We start from the raw sequence: 21159 nt of genomic DNA on the forward strand, positions 1-21159 counted from the left end.
TACTTATTAATAAGAAAAATGAAAGAAAACGAGGTGTTAGAAAACATGGAAAAGTTAACGAAACGCCAGCAAGACATTCTCGACTTTATTAAGCTAAAAGTACAAGAAAAAGGATATCCACCTTCCGTACGTGAAATTGGTCAAGCAGTCGGCCTCGCTTCTAGTTCTACAGTGCACGGACATTTATCACGATTAGAAGAAAAAGGATACATTCGACGCGATCCAACAAAACCACGTGCCATTGAAATTTTAGGTGAAGACCGAATGGATACGGAAACACAATCTGTTATTCAAGTTCCAATTGTCGGAAAAGTTACTGCTGGTTTACCAATTACAGCGGTTGAAAGCGTAGAGGAACATTTCCCACTTCCAGCTAGTATTGTCGCTGGAGCAGACCAAGTGTTCATGTTACGTATTTCTGGAGATAGTATGATTGAAGCTGGTATTTTCGATGGAGATCTAGTTGTTGTTCGCCAACAACAGTCTGCATATAATGGTGAAATTGTAGTCGCTTTAACAGAAGATAATGAAGCAACTGTTAAACGTTTCTATAAAGAAAAAGACCATTTCCGTTTACAACCAGAAAATTCTTCATTAGAACCTATCATTTTAAAACAAGTGTCAGTTATCGGGAAAGTAATTGGCGTATATCGTGATTTACATTAAAAAATAATAAAAAGAAGATAATTACCTTATTTATATACGGTAATTATCTTCTTTTTTGTATTTTGATAGATTTCCATGCATTCTATTTCTTATTAACGAGTTTTAATCGTCACATCTCCAGCAGCCGTTTTACCACTAATCTTTTTACTACCATTTCCAATTGTTACGTTTTTATTTTCTTCATTAAAAATTGTTACATCTCCGGCAGCACTTTGCCCAGTAATTACCGCATCTTGTGGTTTTTCCGATAAAGTAATATCTATATCTCCCGCAGTTGAACTTGCTTCTAGATTATACTTAGAATCATGATCTTGAATATTTATTTCCCCACTTGTTGTTTTTGCGGTCACTTTCCCTAATACCTTCTTAAAATTCACCTCACCAGCTTTTGTCGATCCCTCCACATTCTTAGCCGTTATTTGTTTCAACTCTACTTCTCCAGCAAGTGTTCTAACACTTACGCTATCACTTTTCACATCACTCATTTCGATTTGTCCAGCAGATGAATTTACTTTTACATCTTGGTAAGAGCGTTCGGGCACAAGGAGAGTCAATTTAGACGTTTGAAACCTAAAATCGTAAAAAGAAAAATCAAATGAAGCACCTTTTTCTCTTTCCCCAATAACTTTTAATGTGTCACCATCTTCTGCGATACGAATCTCTTGTTTACGTACATCTCCTGATTGCTTGATATAAAAAGAAGAGTCAGGAGATTTTTGGACAATAATATCCCCGGCATCTAACTTAACTTCTATATTTTTTAATGTTTCGTTTTTAATTACATTTTCTTTATCGCCTTTTTTAGCAGTTTGTACTGCTTTTTCATATGTTTGGGAAATTCCTATTACTCCAATAATGATACAAGCAATAGCGATTAAAAATAGTTTTTTCATCATTTACTCTCCTTTTATCATTTTGAAGTTCCATATTACATATCGTACACACAATCTCTTAAACCACTTTGTACTATAAAAAGCGATAATACATAACAATAAACCTACTCCAACAAACGTTATACTAACGAAAAGATCCAACCATATAAAAGTACCCATAAATACTTTTCCAATAACGAAAAATGGTGTTACTACACTAGCAATACCACCGATCCAAAAAGAAAATATAAAAGCAATAATTGCGACTAACGGTCCTAACACAATAATAAAATTAAACAAACTAAGTCCAATCGCTGCCATAACAGCTCTTGTCACATTTGAAGTCGATGGATTTTTTTTCATTTCATCGAAGCGATACATCGCAAGTAATTCTTTCGCTATTACTTTCGGAGAACCAAGGCCTTGTATTATTTCTGATTCAGTTTTCCCCTCTTCTAGTCCAAACTGAAAGTGCTCTTCATAATCCAATAAAATATCTTGCCTCTCTTCCTCTGGTAACTTTCTAAGATAACTTGATAATTCTTTAAGAAACCCTTCTTTACTCATCCCATTCCACCCCTTCAATAATTTCTTGTACCCCTTTCGCAAAATCACACCATTCTGTTACTAACAAATGAAATTGCGTCTCCCCTTGCTCTGTTAATTGATAATATTTACGAGGTGGCCCTTCCGTAGATTCCTTTAAATACGTTTGAAAATACCCTTCTTTCGTCAAACGACGTAATAAAGGGTATACTGACCCTTCCGATATTAAAAATTTATTAGAAATTTGCTGAACAAGTTCATAACCGTAACTATCTTTACGTTTTACAAGTGCTAATACACAAAGTTCAAGCACACCTTTTTTAAACTGAACGTTCAAGTGCCATCCTCCTTCCCTATCTCAGTACTGTTCAATACACGGTACCTAATTTATCCATAATATACCACTTAGTATTATTTATTGCAAGGTACTAAGCTATATTTATTCCCTAAATTTAGAAAGCGAACTAACAAATCCCTGAATAAGACTGTGTTATAACTAAGCATTCTTCAAGGTTTCATTTCATTTACATTAAATATTAGACTTCATTCACTCTTTCCTCTTGAAGAATCCACTACAACCTTATTCACTATAGCTAATGAGAAAAAGCCCCAATACTTATTGGTATTAGGGCTTTTTCTCATTATTATATATTAATTGAATCTCTATTTGAGAACCTACATACGCGACAAATAATTTAATATCATATTTTATTTCTCATCCCCGTTTCCCAATATTTTTTGCTTAACATCTGATAAATCCTTTGACAACGAACTAAATGCTTTTGCTTGTTCTTCAATGACCTGTTGATTTTTTTCAATAACTTTTTGATATTGTTCTTCGCGCTGTTCATTCTTTTTTTGCGTAGTAAACAGCATCCACACAAATAAAGCTGCGAATGCTCCTTGTTGAATCATTGAATTGAAGATTTGTTCTTCCATCGTTCTCATCTCCTTTTCAAAAATTAAAAAGAATCACACGAGTGACCCTACTCTAATATCCTTATCTCACATTAAAATGTTCTTCTTTTACCCATGTATTTTGTCCAATATCGATATAACCATCTTTTCTTGCAAAAATCCCATATGGATAAGATCCATCTACATTTCCTTTATAATTTCCATTTGGACCATCATATGTGTTAATACCATAACCTGCTGGATATTTTGAATAAGCATGGAACCACTCTACTTCAAAGTGTTCTTCTTTTGCCCATGCTTCCCAACCTAGGCACAACATATTTTCATTCCCACCATACCAAGCAGCATCTATAATTAAATATGGCGTTTTTGTATTAATGACATGACCTGTGAACCAGGCATCTTTTCCAGGGCCACTATATAAATTGATACCCGATCCTTCTGGGTATTTAGATGTTGCGATACCTAGCCCTTTTGGTTGTAGTGGTTTATTATTATCTTTATTAAATGTTTTGTTTATCTTCTCAATAAATTGATCCAATCTTCCTTCATCAAGCATTCGATGTGGGCAATGCTTTCCACTCCATGATTTATGTGTACGTATATTATTAATTGTAATATTAAATTGTTTCATTAACTGAGCAATAACAATTACTGCATTATCTTCTGCTTTATAATATCTATCTCCACCGCTTAAAGAGTAACAAATTTCTACCCCGATAGATTTACGATTACCATTCCCGTTACCATCACCGGCATGCCAAGCATTACGATCAAACGGAATACCTTGTACCGCTTCTTTGTCATCTACTGCAACATGAAACGACACTGAATTATTATTTCCAATCATATACGATATCTCATTTTCTGCTGATGCATCATTGTACGTATTATGTACTGTGATGAATTCTGGTGTCATTGTATTGGGACACTTTATACCATATTTACTTGGATCCACTAATTTTTTTCTAATTTCCATTACTGAACATCTCCTTTTTCTTTTATTTTTTATCATTTAAAATTCCACTGAATTATTAAGTACATCTAGAGACTAAATACTCATACGGGCCGTATTTTATATAATAGGCTATGGTCCTCACATTCAAAAAAGAAAAAGAGCAACCTTTTACATCAGTTGCTCTTTCAAAAATTCCACTCTATATTCTGCACAGCATTTTACAGATATTACTCTCACCTCAAGAGGTATGATAACAAGTTTTTTCATCCTACTTAATACATACAGATTTAAAGATGTTATCTTACATTAAAGTGCTCTTCTTTTACCCATGTATTTTGTCCAATATCGATATAACCATCTTTTCTTGCAAAAATCCCATATGGATAAGATCCATCTACATTTCCTTTATAATTTCCATTTGGACCATCATATGTGTTAATACCATAACCTGCTGGATATTTTGAATAAGCATGGAACCACTCTACTTCAAAGTGTTCTTCTTTTGCCCATGCTTCCCAACCTAGGCACAACATATTTTCATTCCCACCATACCAAGCAGCATCTATAATTAAATATGGCATTTTTGTATTAATGACATGACCTGTGAACCAAGCATCTTTTCCAGGGCCACTATATAAATTGATACCCGATCCTTCTGGGTATTTAGACGTTGCGATACCTAGCCCTTTTGGTTGTAGTGGTTTATTAGAAGGATCTGTTGTACCACCACCGTCTCCTTTTCCTAAGTAATCTAATGGATTCACAGCATTACTCTTATTAACGTTCCAAGACCCTTTATGCAATTCAAAATGTAGATGTTGACCAGTAACTTCTCCCGTGCTACCCATAACTCCAATAGTTTGTCCTTGCGTAACATAATCACCTTCTTTCACCGTTCGAGAACCGCTACGCATATGAGCATATACTGTTTCCCATGTAACCCCATCAATAGTGTGCACAATCATAATACATTCACCATAACTAGATGAAACATAAGAACGACTAACTCGTCCGCTAGCCGCTGCATAAATCGGATGATAACCCAATTCAGCCAGATCTATCCCATGATGATCTGGTCTACTCCCCCTAAAACCACTTGTTACTCTCGTTGTATCGGTTGGATAAATAAATTTTGCCATAATAATCTTCCTTCCTATTTATAAGTGATATAAAAAGGCACTTATAAAAGCACCCTTTCATAACATTTTTTCTTTATATTTAAATTTAATATTTATAATCGCAGAATAAGAAACCCTTTGTTATTACCTTACATTAAAATGTTCTTCTTTTACCCATGTATTTTGTCCAATATCGATATAGCCATCTTTTCTCGCAAAAACGCCATATGGATAAGATCCATCTACATTTCCTTTATAATTTCCATTTGGACCATCATATGTGTTAATACCATAACCTGCTGGATATTTTGAATAAGCATGGAACCACTCTACTTCAAAGTGTTCTTCTTTTGCCCATGCTTCCCAACCTAGGCACAACATATTTTCATTCCCACCATACCAAGCAGCATCTATAATTAAATATGGCATTTTTGTATTAATGACATGACCTGTGAACCAAGCATCTTTTCCAGGGCCACTATATAAATTGATACCCGATCCTTCTGGGTATTTAGACGTTGCAATTCCTAGTCCTTTTGGTTGTAACGGTTTATTGTCACCACCATCAGTTCCTCCGTTAAAATCAACATATTGCTTAACAATTTCAGAGTAGAAGAAATTCCCCCCATTTTTATATCGATAACCACCATTGTAGGCAACAGCGATAGGGTGACTATATTTCACCATAGCACCAGTTGTATTTCCGAGTGATGGAGCAACAACCGTTTTAGAATACAAATCTGCTACCGGTAATGAATGCTGTTTATTGTTAGAAGCTAACCAGCGAAGGTAAGCTCGTCCAAAATTATACGATTGAACAACGGCACTTAAATCTGTAATACCATTTTTCTTTGCATCATCAAAAGCTCCCTTTAAATGCTTTACTCCGTAATAAATTGAATCCTTAGGATTTTTAATTGTATTCATTGGCCAACCTTGTGATTCACTGGACTGCATAATATCGGGGGTTGTTTCAGAGTTCCCTCCACTTTCCACCATAATAATTCCAAGTACGTAAGGAACTAACTCAGGTACTCCTTGTGCGGAACATTCACTTTCTACCATTGATTGCCAACGTAACACTTGTTGTGGCAAATTCTTTGTTTTGACTGAAGCAGCTAATAAATTCATCATTAAACATCTCCTTATTTGCTATTATTTTCGCCTGTAAACCTACTACTTTACTAAATATAACCGGAAGCTAAATGCCCATTTATCTATAAAATCACTTCATGTTACTCACCTTCTTTCACAACAAAAAGAGCAACCATAAAAATAGTTGCCCTTTCGTCGAAATCTTATATTACTACTATAAATCACTTTTTCAATACTTTCTGTACACTGCATGTATCCTACAAAAAGGTAACACTAAAATCCATCTAAAAACTTGACAATCTTCCTTATTTCAGCGTGTTTTCGGCGTATATAGCCTGTACTATAATGTAATTCAAACGCAATTTGCTCTAAAGTCATTCCATCAACATATTTCATTTTAAGTATTTGATGATCCAGTCCTGTAAACTTATTAATCAAAAGCTTTAAATCACACTCTTCATTCATTTTATGAGCTAATTCATATTCAATTGCTTCAATACGCCCTTCTACCTTAGCCCCTTCCGATTCAGCGGTTAATCTTACATTTTGCAAATCACCGCTAATCCAACGCTTCAATTCGGCTTTTGATTTATCTAAGTTGTATTCTAAATAAGCAATTTCTTCTTCTAACTTCTTATAATCTTTGAGCCATTCGAACACTTACTGATTCACCCACTTCCGTTCTTTTTACAAAGTCTCTTAACACTAATTTAATAGAATGAATATGCTTATTAGCTTTTTCAATCTTTATTACTTGTAAATTATCTTTCATTTTATAAACACAACCCTTTCCTAACATTTTTTACCCTCTATTGATAAGTTCATTACATCTTTAGAATTCCGATATCGTAAGTAATTCCTGAATCCTTTTGAAAAAACTTCTAACAGTCCCCATAGAACCTTAAGAAAGAAACTGAAATTACAAATGGTTCATACTTGATCCAAACATTCACTACTATCTTTATAATACTGTTCACTATGCATTGGGAATCTTTAAAGAATATAATTGTATTATTATTTTATTAACATAACATATTTTAAAATAACAAAATCACCTAACATTTTTTCTTATGACTTATATTTATTTAACACTTCTTGTAATCTCTCACGCTCTTCATCAGTAGACTGCACGGTTTTTCTTTCCCCTTCTAGATTTGTTGATTCATCATCTTTATATAACCAATCGGGTACAATCTCTTTTCTATTTGAATACTTCCTACCTGTCTCGTTATATTTCTTTTTCTTGCTCATTTCGAAACGTCTATCTAGTGTAGCCACATCAACTAATGTTTTAACTTCTTGCTCCTTCCAATTCCTCAATATAGCCTTAATGTAGTTCCATCTTGGTGCATTCTCATCAACGGCTTTATTAATTGCATGCTGAATTAACTCATCACTAAACAAATTACAAAAATCCCCCAACTCTGCAATTGCAATTTCACTTAACGGAATGCCCATCCCCTTAATAAAGTTACAACTTACTTTAACCCTCTCATTGATGAATACACGAGAGTCTAATTTATCCATATCATCATAATGATTAGTATTTTGTATATTAGTATTTCGTTTATTAGTAATTAGTCTATTAGTATTTAGTAGTGTCTGATTTTCCACATATAGCTTTACCACATCTTGGTTTTCCACTTGTGGCATGTTCCTTTGTGGCGTTTCGTAAATTTCCGTATCCCACCTTGTAATTTTTTGGGTATTCCCATCACGAACAGGATAACGTTTTACATAACCTAATTCTTTTAATTCCTTAAAACCTGTACGGAGCGAATCTTCTCCATCCTTAGCATGTCGAGCTAATTCGCTAATATGAAAAGTCCAATCGTCTGGTAATGTAAGCGCATAGGCTAAGATTCCTTTCGCTTTCCATGACAACCTTTCATCTTTTAAACCAGTATTATTTATAACGGAATAATTACTATCTTTTTTCACTCGAATAATCCCCATACTAGCCACCTCATAAATTCTCAAAAACGGTATTCAATGTTATACTTATCTAGAGATATTTTTTCTTATAGAATCCGCTGCAACGGATTCTTTTCTTATGCATTCATTCAAAACAATCATGCTATCCATATCTATTTTCTTCTAAACCTCTCTTATTCCTCAAATTCAACATCCACTTGAATTTCGATATTCATTGGAATTTCTTGTGTTATACGAATCACATTTTGACTCATTCCTTTTTGAATAAGCTTTCTAACCTGCTCTTTTGCATCTTCTTTTGTTTTAAATTCACTGACAGTTGGTAACCCTGCTAAACTGCTAGTAATCACTAAAATCTTTCTTTGCATGTTCTTTCCTCCTACTGAATGTCTGCCATATTTATTTGTGAGTTTTTAACTGTAATTTCTTCATTTAAAACAGTTGGAATTGAATATTCTTCATTAATAATTTGTATTGCTCTATCCAAATGATGACGCTTAATAGCTTTATAACTATTCACACCAAATTCCCGATGTAACTGACTGTAAATGTCTCTATATAACTTCCTTCTAAGGCCGATATCCTGATAAGAATTTGAATTTTTACCTCCCAATAACATAACACCTAACCTTTTTACAGCCCTTGTTATTTCTTCACACTCGATAGCATAAAGCGGCGTATTTTCTCGCAATCCCCTCACCTCAGACTTAATCTCTTGTATCTCCTGAGTATGCCCTTCTAACGCAGCAAATGTTAACTTTAACCCCCCCATTGGATCCTTTGGCACATTTTGTTGATTTTGTATATACTGCTTCATTCGTTTGAACTCTTTCATAAATTTAATTTTCATTCCAACCGCTTCTCTACTGGTATATCCCATAACAAGTAACGTGAATGCTTCTTCTGTTAAATCATATTTAGAGATTCGCCTGTTCTTTGAATTAACATAAGTGGACTCGTGAAAATTTTCTCCTCCAAACTCTTCATCTACATATACAATTTGTTTTCGAACTTCCTTCAAAACGTCCAAGTGATTTTTTTTGAATATCTTCGCAATTACCAAACTATCCGTTACTACTTTGCCATCAACTTCAAATACTAATGAACTATGTACTGATGAGTCAGTTAATTGCCCCATCCTCATCTCCTCCTCACTACTAATTTTGGGCTATCTTTATTGCATTGAGATAATTTCGCACTACCCATAATTCGTTACTTTCTTTTTACAGATTAACTAGTTATCGGAATTTAAATTAAATACTTTGATATGAACCCTCTTATTAAATCATCATTCAATAATTCGATTATAGCGTTACATTTTAAGTAAATCTCCTCCGATTTCAATTCGCTTCATTTTCTTCAAATTCAAAAAGATATTCCAAACTATGTTCTGGAAAAAAAGTTTTCTTAATTTCAAAAGCTTCATCATAATAAAAACGAAATTTACCATTTATTTTGTCGCTCACTGTTGCGTGGCGAAGTTTCAGATGCGAAGAAATTTGTGTAATCATAATTCTTTTTCTCGCCATCTCTGCACGCAAATTCGGATACATTGACTCACCACCTTTTTGTACGATATTGCGTTCATTTCCATTTAAATATAAACTCAATTTCGTATTTAGTCAATAAAATAACGTATTAAAATACTCAATTTCGTATACTTTTCTATTTACTAACAAATCTAGTTAGGTTATGATATATACAGAAATACGCAATATCGTATACATTTTAATAAGAAAGATGGTGAAAGTAATGAAAAAAGCAGAGGTTGTAACACGCTTAATAAAAGAAGCTGGCTATAGCAAAAGAGCCTTCGCCGAAAAAATAGGTCTCCCCCCCACAACACTGCAATCCATGTTATCAAGAGGGATTGGCAAAGCATCTGTTGATAATGTGATAAAAGTTTGTAAGGGATTAGGAATCACTACTGATGATTTAGAAAGACTCGCAACTCAAGAGGACAATACTGTTAAAGAAGAAGTTTCTATTTATGAAACCATCCAAAACGATCAATCAAATATTATTCATATTCCTATCATTGGTTCGGTAGCCGCCGGTACACCTATATTCGCCGAAGAAAATATTGAAGGCTATTTACCAATGCTAAGTACATTTTTAAACAAGCGTAAAAAGTATTTTTATCTTACTGTAAAAGGCACTAGCATGAATCTCGAATTCCCTGATGGTTCTTATGTTTTAGTAGAGGAAACTCCTTATGTTGAAAACGGACAAATTGCCGTTGTAAAAGTCAATGGTTATGATGCTACCGTGAAAAAGATTTCAAAATCCGGAAGCATCATTACTTTAATACCATTGAGTAATGACCCTATCCACGAACCAAAAACTTACGACCTTTCAGCTGAAGATGTAAAAATAATTGGTCGCGTTGTACAGGCAGTAAAGAATTATTAAGTTATAGCACAAGTGATTTAAAAAAAGATAAAATCAATTCTTTTGAAAAAATTTTCTTAGTAACATGATTCAAAATAACCAAAAACAATCCATTATCTAGTAGTTAATATATCCAATAAGTTCACTTAAAAAAGCCCTGATACCGTAGTATCAAGGCTTTTTTATTTCACAAATTATATAAAACTTACGTTTATCTGATAATGTTTTTCTATGATTTCACTACTTGTTATTAATTATTAGCTTTTATGTGGTTGTTTTTCATTTTGCAACCACATAAAATTGTAATAATAGGGAATTAAAAAACCCTTGATACGAGTTGTATCAAGGGTTCAAGCCTCTTAGTATAGAGACATATATTGATCGCGTTCCCATTGGTGAACTTGTGTTCTAAATATATCCCACTCAATCTCTTTCGCTTCGATGAAGTGCTCAAGTAAGTGTTCTCCTAGTGCACCGCATACTACTTCATTAGATTGTAATGTAACTAATGCTTGCGCTAATGTTGCTGGTAAGTCAACGATACCTGCTTCTTCGCGCTCTTCTTTTGTCATTACATAGATGTTACGATCTACTGCTGCTGGTGGAGTTAATTTGTTTTTAATTCCATCAAGACCTGCAGCTAATAATGTAGCCATTACTAAATATGGGTTTGCAGCCGGGTCAACACTACGTACTTCTACGCGTGTACTAATACCACGAGATGCAGGGATACGTACTAACGGGCTACGGTTTTGTGCAGACCATGCTACGTAACAAGGCGCTTCATATCCAGGTACTAGACGTTTGTATGAGTTTACAGTTGGGTTTGCTATCGCTGTAAATGCTGGTGCATGTTTTAAAATACCTGCGATGAAGTGACGAGCATCATCACTTAATTGTAAGTCACCGTTTGCATCAAAGAATACGTTCTCACCGTTTTTAAATAATGATAAGTTACAGTGCATACCTGAACCGTTCACACCGTATAGTGGTTTTGGCATAAACGTTGCGTGTAAACCATGTTTACGAGCAATTGTTTTTACAACAAGTTTGAATGTTTGAATGTCATCACATGAGCGAATTGCATTTGCATATTTAAAGTCAATTTCGTGCTGCCCTGGAGCAACCTCATGGTGAGATGCTTCAATTTCAAATCCCATTTCTTCAAGTTCAAGAACGATATCACGACGACAGTTTTCCCCTAGATCCATCGGCGCAAGGTCGAAGTATCCACCGTTATCGTTTAGTTCTAATGTTGGATTTCCTTTTTCATCAACCTTAAATAGGAAGAATTCTGGCTCTGGTCCAAGATTGAAGTCTGAAAATCCTAAAGCTTCCATTTCTTTTAACACACGTTTTAAGTTGTTACGTGGGTCTCCATCAAATGGAGTGCCATCTGCATTGTAAATATCACAGATTAGTCGAGCTACTTTACCTTTTTCAGCTGTCCAAGGGAAAATTACCCAAGTGTCTAAATCAGGATATAAATACATATCAGATTCTTCAATACGTACGAAACCTTCAATCGAAGATCCATCAAACATCATTTTGTTATCAAGAGCTTTCGTTAATTGTCTCACTGGAATCTCTACGTTTTTAATTACCCCTAAAAGGTCCGTAAATTGTAAACGGATATACTTTACATTCTCTTCTTTCGCCAAACGGAAAATATCTTCTTTTGTGTATCTAGACATTATAAATTCCTCCTTAGTCCCTCTAATCGCCTTCAGAATCAGTTATCTTTAGTGAAAAAATCTTGAAATGTCACCTTGTCGCAATGAAGTTCGATTGAATCTACCTGTATGTTGTAGTTCGTCTCGAAGTATTTTGCGAAGCTCAGTTTTTGAAATTTCTTTCGTTTCTTCTTTTACTTTCACTGCTTCTGTTTGATTTTCTTTCATTAGTAACACTTGTTTAATACCAGCCATATTCAAGCCTTGATCTAACAAATCTTTAATTTCTAACAACTTATCTACATCGTTAAATGAAAATAATCTACGATTCCCCTTTGTACGGGTTGGAGAAACAAGATTATGCTCTTCATAGTAGCGAATTTGACGTGCAGACAATTGTGTTAAATCCATAACAATACCAATAGGAAACAGCGGGGCAGAACGTCTATCTTCTTTCATTTTTCAGTTCCTCCTTCGCCTTAACTGCTTCTCATTTTATACTATGTTATGTTTAGTGTCAATAGATGTTAGCTTTTCTTACATGATTTTTTATAAATTTTTTTATGAATTTTTTCATTCTTTTTTCTAATCGCATAAATCATTACTTTTATACGAAAAAAGCTGCCGAAATCGACAGCTTCCCTTTAAGAAATTGTTAATAAATTCTTTTCAATCAATTCGTCAATCGCAGAACAAATCGCAATTTTAACATGCGAATACGTTAAGCCACCTTGCACATACGCAACATATGGCGGTCTAATTGGACCATCAGCAGACAATTCAATACTTGCACCTTGAATAAATGTTCCCGCAGCCATAATTACATCATCTTCATAACCTGGCATATAGTTTGCATACGGAGTAAAATGCGAATTAATTGGAGATGCATATTGAATCGCTTGGCAGAAGGCAATCATACGGTCTTTATCATCAAATTGAACAGATTGAATTAAGTCTGTTCTTGGTGCATTCCACGCTGGTGACGTGTTCATTCCTAACTTTTCTAAAAACGCAGCTGTAAAAATTGCACCTTTCAGCGCTTGTCCTGCAACATGTGGCGCTAAGAAGAACCCTTGATACATTTCTTGCAGACTGTATAAAGACGCTCCAGCTTCAGCGCCAATTCCCGGAGATGTTAAACGATATGCACACGCTTCAACATACTGTTCTTTCCCGACAATATAACCACCAGTTTTAACAATTCCGCCGCCCGGGTTTTTAATAAGCGAACCCGCCATTAAATCTGCACCAACATGACATGGCTCTTGCTCTTCAATAAACTCGCCATAACAGTTATCTACAAACACAACAACATCAGGTTTAATTTCTTTAACAAACGCGATCATCTCTTTAATTTGAGAAATAGTAAACGACGGACGAGTAGCATAACCTTTCGAGCGCTGAATACCGATCATTTTCGTATTATTATGAATCGCTGCTGCAACAGCCTCAAAATCAACAAGCCCAGCTTCAGTTAGCGGAACTGCATTGTAACCGATATTATATTCTTTAAATGAACCTACACCTTTCCCACGTACACCAACAATTTCCTCTAACGTATCATACGGTTTCCCAGTGATATACAATAACTCATCTCCCGGGCGTAAAATACCAAATAAAGCTGTAGAGATAGCGTGAGTACCTGAAATAATTTGCGGACGAACAAGTCCAGCTTCCGCCCCAAATACATCAGCATACACTTTTTCTAACGTATCACGGCCAATATCATCATAACCATAACCTGTTGTCGGGATAAAATGCGAGTCACTAATTTTATGTTTACGAAAACTTTCTAATACACGAAACTGATTGCTTTCAATTACTTCATCCGCACGTTTATGTACTTCTGTAATCTGACTCTCTACTTCTTTTACGATTGGAGCAATTTTTTCTCCATTTTTCAAACGATCAAACATTTTTATTGTCTCCTTCTTCCACTAAAAATCTCTTTAATTGCACATTAAGCGATGAATGAGTAAAAATATACCCTGCACAATCATATACAAATTTATCTTCTAGAAACTCCATCTTTGCTAATAGAGTTTCCGTCTTTAAAAGCGTTAACAACTTACCTTCACTCGGAGGGATTTCCACTCGATAACAATCCATTTCTTTCTTCAGCTTCGTTTCTATCGCTTCTTTTATACGCAATAAATCATTTTCTTCAAAAGCACTAGTCATTAAGAAATCACTTTTCGGAAACGGAATAAAGTTTTGATGTAATTCATCTTTTTTATTATATAACGTAATAATAGGAATATGGTTAATTTCAAGTTCTGATAATAATTGTTTTACTGTTTTTTCATGCCCTATGTAGTTAGGATCCGCGGAATCAACTACATGTAAAATGACATCTGCTTCCCCCGCTTCTTCCAGCGTTGAACGAAAAGCAGCGATTAATGAAGTGGGTAAATCTTGTATAAAACCAACAGTATCAGTTAGTAATACTGTATAACCAGAAGGTAACGGCATCTTCCTCGTCGTTGGGTCTAATGTTGCAAACAGAAGGTTTTCTTCAAACGTATCAGCTTCCGTTAATCTATTAAACAGTGTCGATTTCCCTGCATTTGTATACCCTATTAACGAAACTTGAAATACTTTATTATCTTTTCTTCTCTCACGATATCTTTTTCGATGTTCCACAACAACTGCAAGTTGTTTCTTTATTTCATCAATACGGGATCGAATATGACGACGATCCGTCTCTAATTTCGTCTCACCCGGTCCTCTCGTTCCAATACCACCACCAAGACGCGATAAGGACAATCCTTGCCCCATAAGACGCGGCATTGTATATTGCAACTGAGCTAATTCTACTTGAAGCTTACCTTCCCTCGACTTCGCACGTTGCGCAAAAATATCCAGTATTAGTTGCGTTCGATCAATTACTCTCGCATCTAATACTGAGGATAAATTCCGAATTTGACTCGGCGTTAATTCATTATTAAATACAATAACATCCGGCTCTAACTCTTCAGTTAACATTGTAAGCTCTTCTAATTTCCCTTTACCTATGTAAGTTGCCGGATGAAACTTTGGTCGTTTTTGCGTTGTTGACACTAACAATTCTGCTCGTGCAGTCTTCGCTAGTGATGCAAGCTCTTTCATGGAATGCATAAATTTCTCATCATCATCTTGTGGCAATTGACAGCCTACTAATATGACTTTTTCTTTTTCTTCCATCAAATATGTTCACTCATCCTTTTCGAAATTTAAACCTTCTAATATAATAGCAGAGGAAGCACATTTCATCTAGTTAGCGGGGGAGAAAATTCATGGCATGGGAGATTTTTAGCATCATAGGCACAATTGCTTTCGCACTAAGCGGAGCCATTGTTGCAATGGAAGAGGATTATGATATTTTCGGGGTGTATATTTTAGGAATGGCAACCGCATTTGGGGGAGGTGCCCTTCGTAATTTATTAATCGGTTATCCGATTGTCGCGTTTTGGCAACAAGACATGTTATTCCAAATCGCACTTTTATCAATGACTATTATTTTTCTTTTTCCAAATAAGTTAATTAGACATTGGAAAAAGTGGGAAAATATCACTGACGCTATCGGTTTATCAGCATTTGCTGTACAAGGAGCATTATATGCCCAAAAATTAAATTTACCAATTAGCGCCACAATTGTAGCAGCTGTTTTAACTGGTATCGGCGGCGGTATCATTCGCGATCTTTTAGCCCGCAGAAAACCTCTCGTTCTTCGAGCTGAAGTATATGCCTTTTGGACAATTTTAGCAGGTTTCTTAATTGGAGCTCAAATTATTGTTAGCGATTGGGCTCTTTACATTCTATTCATTTTAATTGTTTGCTTCCGCATGGTTTCTATTCATTACAAATGGCATTTACCGCACAGACGTATCGAAACGAAAGAACGTTCAATGCATAAATAGCAATCTAACCTCTTTACATATCGTAAAGAGGTTTTTCTTTTCTAACGATTTTTTCTTTATATAATGTTTATACTAATTTTTAAAGTGAGGTGAATACAAATGACAAACCACGTTAATAAAGGAGCTCAAAAAAGCTCAGTAAATCAATTTGGACACGATCCTAATTCAGCACACGAAAAGAGCGCTAAAATGGAACACTTCCATAAAACACACCAAGAAAAAGCAAAAAAAGAGTAAACGAACTTATACACAAAAATCGACGCACAGTTTATGTACTGTGCGTCTCCTCTTCGAGCATCAAATCCATACTCGATATTCCAATTAAATCATTTTTATCATACGCATCTTCTTGCAACAACCGCATCGCCTGTGTACGAATTGATTTTTCAACAATATTCCGTACATATCGCCCATTACTAAACGATGTAATTTGCGACGAATACTTCACCGCATGTAAATGATCCCTAAATTTCCATTCAGCTTCTTTTGATAACTGATATTCACGATCTTCATACATTCTCTTCCCAATTTCCAATAGCTGATTTACCGAGTAATCCGCAAACTCAATAATAAATGGAAAACGAGATTGAAGCCCTGGATTTAATGAAAGAAAGTGATTCATCTCTCTTGAATATCCAGCTAAAATCAATACAAAACCATGTTGTTTATCTTCCATATGTTTTACAAGCGTATCAATTGCTTCTTTTCCAAAGTCCTTCTCTCCTCCTCGAGCTAAAGAATACGCCTCATCAATAAACAAAATACCTCCCATTGCTTTTTTTATTAAATCTCTTGTTTTTTGGGCTGTATGGCCGATGTACTCTCCTACAAGGTCAGCACGTTCAGCTTCAACCAAGTGGCCTTTCGATAGAATATTCATCTCAAACAGCAATTTTCCTATCATTCTAGCAACAGTTGTCTTCCCTGTACCTGGATTCCCTTTAAACAGCATATGAAGTACTTGCTTCTCTGACTTCAATCCCTTTTCTTGTCTTTTTTTATTCACATAAATCCAAGCATATATTTCTTTTATTATCTTTTTTATATCCTCCATCCCAACAAGCTTCCCCATCTCTTCTTCAATTCTCTGCAGCATTTCATGTTTAATTGCAGTTTCATTTGAAATTACCGTTTTATTTTCTGCGGCTGGCAAAGAAATTTTCTTTCGATGGTTTAACACAATATTAATTTGATTGTTGTTTTTCTTTCGCATCGATTGTTCCATACAATCACCTCATTTTATCCACTCACCAAATATTATTATTCCTGTCCCCCTTGTAAATGCCTATTTTCAGAAAAGTTTGCTATAATATAAGAAATAATTAAGGTGGTGGGACTATGGAGACAACGGAATTCCATGATACAATACAAGCCTTTTCTATTTTTTTATTGAATAAAGGCCGAAAACCCTCAACTATTAAACGTTATGTTTATGACATTGAAGACTTCGGACATTGGTTAGAAAAAAACAAAAAGCTCCCTTCCAGTAATATATGGGCTACACTTTGTACAAAAGACTACGAAGATTACTTTTCCGATTTAAAAACGAATCGACATTACTCAGAAAAAACGATGCATCGTGTATTTATTGTACTAAATAGAATGCATCATTTTCTAAACATTCCTAATCCATTGAAGAATATGGAAATATCTATTCAACCAGACCGTACACTTCGTAACGAAGATTTCATTTCACCTGATGAAGAAAAAAGGTTAAAGTATATAGTCACTTCATTAGAAGGACTTTCAGAAAAACAACTTCCTGTGCGCCCTTTATTAATGGATCGCAATATTGCTATTTTAAATCTATTGATTGACTACGGTTTATCCTTACAGGAACTTACAGCATTAACAATGCATCACGTTCACTTTGAAACTAATACATTATCAATCCCAGCAACCGCAGGTGTAGAAAGAACAATTACATTAGCAAAAGAAGACAAAAAACAACTATATAATTATTACAAAAGCATCCCAGAACCAGTTCGTCCTAAATACCATAGTGATGATCCATTATTTGTCGCATTCGATTTTAACCGTGGAACATACAGGTGGGTATATGAAAATGATGCACCAAAGGCATTAACGGAAATTGCTATACAAAAAATGATTCGCCTCGAAGTGGCTAGAGCCAATTTACGTAAAGGAATTTCAGGACAACATTTTCGTAACACCTATATTTTAAACTTAATAAAAAAAGAAACTCCTGAATCAGAAATTATAAAACTCGCTGGATTCAAATCAAAAATTTCCTTAAAGCGATATTATCAATACGCAGAAAATAGAAAAAACGCCTTATTGTAAGGCGTTTTTTCTATTTTTTCTTTAAACAAACGATTTTACTATGACCATTTAACTAATTTCTGCATCTACTATGATGAGTTTCGTTCACATTTTCGTGAGAAAGGAGAGATTTAATGTCTCGTTATAACGACAATCAAAACAAATTCTCCAAACCATGCTTTCCAAGTAGCGCCGGACGAATCCCAAATACTCCATCAATCCCAATTACTAAAGCTCAGCTTAGAACATTTCGTGCGATTATTATTGATTTAACAAAAATAATCCCAAAACTTTTCGCAAATCCATCTCCCCAAAATATTGAAGATCTAATCGATACATTGAACCTACTAAGTAAATTTATTTGTTCACTAGATGCTACTTCCTCCCTGAAAGCACAAGGGTTAGCTATTATTAAAAACTTAATAACTATATTAAGAAATCCAACCTTTGTAGCAAGCGCTGTATTTATTGAGCTTCAAAATCTCATTAACTATTTACTATACATTACAAAATTATTCCGAATTGACCCTTGCACACTTCAAGAGCTCCTTAAATTAATAGCAGCATTACAAACTGCTCTAGTTAATTCTGCTTCGTTCATTCAAGGACCTACCGGACCTACTGGACCAGCAGGCGCTACTGGTGCCACTGGGCCTCGAGGTAACACGGGCGCTACTGGCGCTACCGGTGCCACTGGACCTCGAGGTAACACGGGCGCTACTGGCGCTACCGGTGCCACTGGACCTCGAGGTAACACGGGCGCTACTGGCGCTACTGGGCCTCGAGGTAATACGGGCGCTACTGGCGCTACTGGGCCTCAAGGTAACACGGGCGCTACTGGCGCTACCGGTGCCACCGGGCCTCGAGGTAACACAGGCGCTACCGGCGCTACTGGGCCTCAAGGTAACACTGGTGTTACCGGCGCTACTGGGCCTCAAGGTAACACGGGCGCTACTGGCGCTACCGGTGCCACTGGACCTCAAGGTAACACTGGCGCTACCGGTGCCACTGGACCTCAAGGTGCTCAAGGTAACACGGGCGCTACCGGACCTCAAGGTGTTCAAGGTAACACTGGTGCTACTGGACCTCAAGGTGCTCAAGGTAACACGGGCGCTACCGGACCTCAAGGTGTTCAAGGTAACACGGGTGCTACTGGACCTCAAGGTGCTCAAGGTAACACGGGCGCTACCGGACCTCAAGGTGTTCAAGGTAACACGGGTGCTACGGGCGCTACCGGTGCCACTGGACCTCAAGGTGTTCAAGGTAACACTGGTGCTACTGGACCTCAAGGTGCTCAAGGTAACACGGGCGCTACCGGACCTCAAGGTGTTCAAGGTAACACTGGTGCTACTGGCGCTACTGGACCTCAGGGACCTCAAGGTAACACTGGTGCTACCGGCGCTACTGGTGCCACTGGACCTCAAGGTGTTCAAGGTAACACTGGTGCTACTGGCGCTACTGGACCTCAAGGTGCTCAAGGTAACACAGGTGCTACCGGCGCTACTGGACCTCAAGGTGCTCAAGGTAACACGGGTGCTACTGGCGCTACCGGTGCCACTGGACCTCAAGGTGCTCAAGGTAACACGGGTGCTACTGGTGCTACTGGACCTCAAGGTGCTCAAGGTAACACAGGCGCTACCGGACCTCAAGGCGCTCAAGGTAACACGGGTGCTACTGGACCTCAAGGTGCTCAAGGTAACACAGGTGCTACTGGTGCTACTGGCGCTACTGGACCTCAGGGACCTCAAGGTAACACGGGTGCTACTGGACCTCAAGGTGTTCAAGGTAACACTGGCGCTACCGGACCTCAAGGCGCTCAAGGTAACACGGGTGCTACTGGCGCTACTGGACCTCAAGGTGCTCAAGGTAACACAGGTGCTACTGGTGCTACTGGCGCTACTGGCGCTACTGGCGCTACTGGCGCTACTGGACCTCAGGGACCTCAAGGTAACACGGGTGCTACTGGACCTCAAGGTGTTCAAGGTAACACTGGCGCTACCGGACCTCAAGGCATTCAAGGACCAACGGGTGCTACTGGTGCTACTGGCATAGGAGTTACTGGACCTACTGGACCTTCTGGTGGACCTACCGGACCTACTGGGCCTACTGGGCCTACTGGACCTAGCTTCCCTATAGCAACAATTGTTGTAACAAACAATATTCAGCAAACAGTACTGCAATTTAATAATTTTATTTTTAGTACTGCAATTAACGTAAACAATATTATCTTCAACGGCACAGATACAGTTACTGTTATTAATGGTGGTATTTATGTAATTAGCGTATCCATTTCTACAACTGCGCCAGGATGCGCTCCACTCGGAGTAGGAATTTCAATTAATGGAGCAGTCGCAACTGATAATTTCTCTTCAAATTTAATAGGCGACTCACTTTCATTTACTACAATAGAAACATTAGCAGCTGGTGCAAGAATTTCTGTTCAATCTACTCTTAATGAGATTACGATCCCTGCGACAGGAAATACTAACATCCGCCTTACTGTATTTAGAATCGCTTAAATTTCATCATATATTGTTTATGACAAATAAAAAAAGAGCGAGGAAACTGAACTGCACCCCAATTGTTAGACACAGTCTAACAATTGGAGGTGCAGTTTTTCTATGGCTAAATTTACAGCTGATGAAAAAATACAAATCGTTCTACGTTATTTGAACGGGAATGAAAGTTATCGAGAAATGGGTAGATCGCTCGGTATAAGTGACACAATCATTTTGAATTGGGTAAACCAATATAAACAGAATGGTCTGGAAGCTTTTCTAAAACGATGTACAAATTACACACAAC

The 21159-nt window shown here is 36.6% G+C and carries 25 protein-coding genes; 7 read left to right on the forward strand and 18 right to left on the reverse strand.

From position 1 onward, the window contains the following. Positions 1-45: 45 nt before the first annotated feature. On the forward strand, positions 46-666 hold the full coding sequence (gene lexA / locus EBQ15_RS22085) for a transcriptional repressor LexA (protein ID WP_000413738.1): 621 nt from the start codon (positions 46-48) through the stop codon (positions 664-666). Positions 667-758: 92 nt separating this feature from the next. On the opposite strand, the gene EBQ15_RS22090 is transcribed toward lexA, so the two are convergent. The 13 genes from EBQ15_RS22090 to EBQ15_RS22145 form a co-directional block, all read right to left on the reverse strand. Continuing rightward, complete coding sequence (locus EBQ15_RS22090) at positions 759-1562, reverse strand: DUF4097 family beta strand repeat-containing protein (RefSeq protein ID WP_000976240.1); 804 nt, start codon at positions 1560-1562, stop codon at positions 759-761. Then, positions 1563-2105, reverse strand: coding sequence for a DUF1700 domain-containing protein (locus tag EBQ15_RS22095; RefSeq protein WP_000031383.1), 543 nt, complete (start codon positions 2103-2105; stop codon positions 1563-1565). Continuing rightward, positions 2098-2421: a PadR family transcriptional regulator gene (locus EBQ15_RS22100; RefSeq protein ID WP_001102627.1), complete on the reverse strand. Its 324-nt coding sequence runs from the start codon at positions 2419-2421 to the stop codon at positions 2098-2100. The genes EBQ15_RS22095 and EBQ15_RS22100 overlap by 8 nt, the downstream gene beginning before the upstream one ends. Before the next feature lie 371 nt (positions 2422-2792). Further along, on the reverse strand, positions 2793-3023 hold the full coding sequence (locus EBQ15_RS22105; protein WP_000392443.1) for a BhlA/UviB family holin-like peptide: 231 nt from the start codon (positions 3021-3023) through the stop codon (positions 2793-2795). A 61-nt stretch (positions 3024-3084) separates the two neighbouring features. Then, entirely contained in the window at positions 3085-3981 is an 897-nt protein-coding gene (locus tag EBQ15_RS22110; RefSeq protein ID WP_033693011.1) for a peptidoglycan recognition protein family protein, read from the reverse strand. A 275-nt stretch (positions 3982-4256) separates the two neighbouring features. After that, positions 4257-5099 carry a M23 family metallopeptidase gene (locus tag EBQ15_RS22115; protein ID WP_033693010.1) on the reverse strand — a complete coding sequence of 281 codons (843 nt, stop codon included), beginning with the start codon at positions 5097-5099 and terminating at the stop codon, positions 4257-4259. Between the two features lie 123 nt (positions 5100-5222). Then, entirely contained in the window at positions 5223-6209 is a 987-nt protein-coding gene (locus EBQ15_RS22120; protein WP_033693079.1) for a lysozyme family protein, read from the reverse strand. Between the two features lie 237 nt (positions 6210-6446). Further along, entirely contained in the window at positions 6447-6833 is a 387-nt protein-coding gene (locus EBQ15_RS22125; RefSeq protein WP_000464424.1) for a DUF1492 domain-containing protein, read from the reverse strand. Next, the gene (locus EBQ15_RS31265; protein ID WP_000900736.1) at positions 6808-6972 is read right to left on the reverse strand and encodes a hypothetical protein; all 165 of its coding nucleotides are present in this window, start codon (positions 6970-6972) and stop codon (positions 6808-6810) included. Before EBQ15_RS31265 ends, EBQ15_RS22125 begins: the two co-directional genes overlap by 26 nt. A 269-nt stretch (positions 6973-7241) precedes the next feature. Further along, entirely contained in the window at positions 7242-8129 is an 888-nt protein-coding gene (locus EBQ15_RS22130; RefSeq protein ID WP_000511425.1) for a DnaD domain protein, read from the reverse strand. Between the two features lie 152 nt (positions 8130-8281). After that, positions 8282-8476, reverse strand: a complete 195-nt coding sequence (locus EBQ15_RS22135) for a hypothetical protein (protein ID WP_001189064.1) — start codon at positions 8474-8476, stop codon at positions 8282-8284. A gap of 11 nt (positions 8477-8487) precedes the next feature. Next, complete coding sequence (locus EBQ15_RS22140) at positions 8488-9246, reverse strand: ORF6C domain-containing protein (RefSeq protein ID WP_000531296.1); 759 nt, start codon at positions 9244-9246, stop codon at positions 8488-8490. A 202-nt stretch (positions 9247-9448) separates the two neighbouring features. After that, positions 9449-9661 (reverse strand): hypothetical protein, encoded by a 213-nt coding sequence (locus EBQ15_RS22145; RefSeq protein ID WP_000283431.1) that lies wholly within the window; start codon positions 9659-9661, stop codon positions 9449-9451. A gap of 199 nt (positions 9662-9860) precedes the next feature. Here EBQ15_RS22145 and EBQ15_RS22150 point away from each other — a divergent pair, with 199 nt between their 5' ends. Next, a complete protein-coding gene (locus EBQ15_RS22150) occupies positions 9861-10520 on the forward strand; it encodes a LexA family protein (RefSeq protein ID WP_033683142.1) in 660 nt (219 codons plus the stop codon). A 338-nt stretch (positions 10521-10858) separates the two neighbouring features. Here EBQ15_RS22150 and glnA read toward each other — a convergent pair whose 3' ends face one another. The 4 genes from glnA to hflX all read right to left on the reverse strand — a co-directional run bounded on the left by glnA (position 10859) and on the right by hflX (position 15355). Next, complete coding sequence (gene glnA, locus EBQ15_RS22155; protein WP_000092763.1) at positions 10859-12193, reverse strand: type I glutamate--ammonia ligase; 1335 nt, start codon at positions 12191-12193, stop codon at positions 10859-10861. 48 nt (positions 12194-12241) lie between these two features. After that, positions 12242-12631 (reverse strand): transcriptional repressor GlnR, encoded by a 390-nt coding sequence (gene glnR / locus EBQ15_RS22160; RefSeq protein WP_000656783.1) that lies wholly within the window; start codon positions 12629-12631, stop codon positions 12242-12244. A gap of 185 nt (positions 12632-12816) precedes the next feature. After that, on the reverse strand, positions 12817-14088 hold the full coding sequence (locus EBQ15_RS22165; protein WP_000460290.1) for a methionine gamma-lyase family protein: 1272 nt from the start codon (positions 14086-14088) through the stop codon (positions 12817-12819). Further along, on the reverse strand, positions 14081-15355 hold the full coding sequence (gene hflX / locus EBQ15_RS22170) for a GTPase HflX (RefSeq protein WP_000391392.1): 1275 nt from the start codon (positions 15353-15355) through the stop codon (positions 14081-14083). Before hflX ends, EBQ15_RS22165 begins: the two co-directional genes overlap by 8 nt. 92 nt (positions 15356-15447) lie before the next feature. On the opposite strand from hflX, the gene EBQ15_RS22175 reads away from it, so the two are divergent. Beyond that, positions 15448-16071 (forward strand): trimeric intracellular cation channel family protein, encoded by a 624-nt coding sequence (locus EBQ15_RS22175; protein ID WP_000312267.1) that lies wholly within the window; start codon positions 15448-15450, stop codon positions 16069-16071. 99 nt (positions 16072-16170) lie between these two features. Beyond that, positions 16171-16308 carry a hypothetical protein gene (locus EBQ15_RS31270; RefSeq protein WP_000181501.1) on the forward strand — a complete coding sequence of 46 codons (138 nt, stop codon included), beginning with the start codon at positions 16171-16173 and terminating at the stop codon, positions 16306-16308. 31 nt (positions 16309-16339) lie between these two features. On the opposite strand, the gene spoVK is transcribed toward EBQ15_RS31270, so the two are convergent. Continuing rightward, positions 16340-17296, reverse strand: a complete 957-nt coding sequence (spoVK, locus tag EBQ15_RS22180; RefSeq protein ID WP_000438175.1) for a stage V sporulation protein K — start codon at positions 17294-17296, stop codon at positions 16340-16342. 113 nt (positions 17297-17409) lie between these two features. On the opposite strand from spoVK, the gene EBQ15_RS22185 reads away from it, so the two are divergent. From EBQ15_RS22185 to EBQ15_RS22200, 3 genes are all read left to right on the forward strand, one after another. Next, the gene (locus tag EBQ15_RS22185; RefSeq protein ID WP_000450319.1) at positions 17410-18375 is read left to right on the forward strand and encodes a tyrosine-type recombinase/integrase; all 966 of its coding nucleotides are present in this window, start codon (positions 17410-17412) and stop codon (positions 18373-18375) included. A gap of 113 nt (positions 18376-18488) precedes the next feature. Further along, positions 18489-20873, forward strand: coding sequence for a Gly-Xaa-Xaa repeat protein (locus EBQ15_RS22190; RefSeq protein ID WP_125653121.1), 2385 nt, complete (start codon positions 18489-18491; stop codon positions 20871-20873). 102 nt (positions 20874-20975) lie between these two features. Next, positions 20976-21159: helix-turn-helix domain-containing protein (locus EBQ15_RS22200; protein ID WP_142254799.1), on the forward strand; the 184-nt coding region annotated here is incomplete at its 3' end.

The sequence above is a fragment of the Bacillus sp. 2D03 genome (assembly GCF_003946765.1).
In the GTDB taxonomy this organism is placed as follows: Bacteria; Bacillota; Bacilli; order Bacillales; family Bacillaceae_G; genus Bacillus_A; species Bacillus_A cereus.

Coding starts and splice junctions, on each gene's coding strand:
- EBQ15_RS22130 (WP_000511425.1), bottom strand. CDS start 8,129: ATGGGGATTATTCGAGTGAAAAAAGATAGTAATTATTCCGTTATAAAT.
- EBQ15_RS22175 (WP_000312267.1), top strand. CDS start 15,448: ATGGCATGGGAGATTTTTAGCATCATAGGCACAATTGCTTTCGCACTA.
- EBQ15_RS22150 (WP_033683142.1), top strand. CDS start 9,861: ATGAAAAAAGCAGAGGTTGTAACACGCTTAATAAAAGAAGCTGGCTAT.
- EBQ15_RS31270 (WP_000181501.1), top strand. CDS start 16,171: ATGACAAACCACGTTAATAAAGGAGCTCAAAAAAGCTCAGTAAATCAA.
- spoVK (WP_000438175.1), bottom strand. CDS start 17,296: ATGGAACAATCGATGCGAAAGAAAAACAACAATCAAATTAATATTGTG.
- EBQ15_RS22115 (WP_033693010.1), bottom strand. CDS start 5,099: ATGGCAAAATTTATTTATCCAACCGATACAACGAGAGTAACAAGTGGT.
- EBQ15_RS31265 (WP_000900736.1), bottom strand. CDS start 6,972: ATGTTAGGAAAGGGTTGTGTTTATAAAATGAAAGATAATTTACAAGTA.
- EBQ15_RS22110 (WP_033693011.1), bottom strand. CDS start 3,981: ATGGAAATTAGAAAAAAATTAGTGGATCCAAGTAAATATGGTATAAAG.
- EBQ15_RS22185 (WP_000450319.1), top strand. CDS start 17,410: ATGGAGACAACGGAATTCCATGATACAATACAAGCCTTTTCTATTTTT.
- EBQ15_RS22095 (WP_000031383.1), bottom strand. CDS start 2,105: ATGAGTAAAGAAGGGTTTCTTAAAGAATTATCAAGTTATCTTAGAAAG.
- EBQ15_RS22190 (WP_125653121.1), top strand. CDS start 18,489: ATGTCTCGTTATAACGACAATCAAAACAAATTCTCCAAACCATGCTTT.
- lexA (WP_000413738.1), top strand. CDS start 46: ATGGAAAAGTTAACGAAACGCCAGCAAGACATTCTCGACTTTATTAAG.
- EBQ15_RS22165 (WP_000460290.1), bottom strand. CDS start 14,088: ATGTTTGATCGTTTGAAAAATGGAGAAAAAATTGCTCCAATCGTAAAA.
- EBQ15_RS22090 (WP_000976240.1), bottom strand. CDS start 1,562: ATGATGAAAAAACTATTTTTAATCGCTATTGCTTGTATCATTATTGGA.
- EBQ15_RS22105 (WP_000392443.1), bottom strand. CDS start 3,023: ATGGAAGAACAAATCTTCAATTCAATGATTCAACAAGGAGCATTCGCA.
- EBQ15_RS22120 (WP_033693079.1), bottom strand. CDS start 6,209: ATGAATTTATTAGCTGCTTCAGTCAAAACAAAGAATTTGCCACAACAA.
- glnR (WP_000656783.1), bottom strand. CDS start 12,631: ATGAAAGAAGATAGACGTTCTGCCCCGCTGTTTCCTATTGGTATTGTT.
- EBQ15_RS22145 (WP_000283431.1), bottom strand. CDS start 9,661: ATGTATCCGAATTTGCGTGCAGAGATGGCGAGAAAAAGAATTATGATT.
- glnA (WP_000092763.1), bottom strand. CDS start 12,193: ATGTCTAGATACACAAAAGAAGATATTTTCCGTTTGGCGAAAGAAGAG.
- hflX (WP_000391392.1), bottom strand. CDS start 15,355: ATGGAAGAAAAAGAAAAAGTCATATTAGTAGGCTGTCAATTGCCACAA.
- EBQ15_RS22135 (WP_001189064.1), bottom strand. CDS start 8,476: ATGCAAAGAAAGATTTTAGTGATTACTAGCAGTTTAGCAGGGTTACCA.
- EBQ15_RS22140 (WP_000531296.1), bottom strand. CDS start 9,246: ATGGGGCAATTAACTGACTCATCAGTACATAGTTCATTAGTATTTGAA.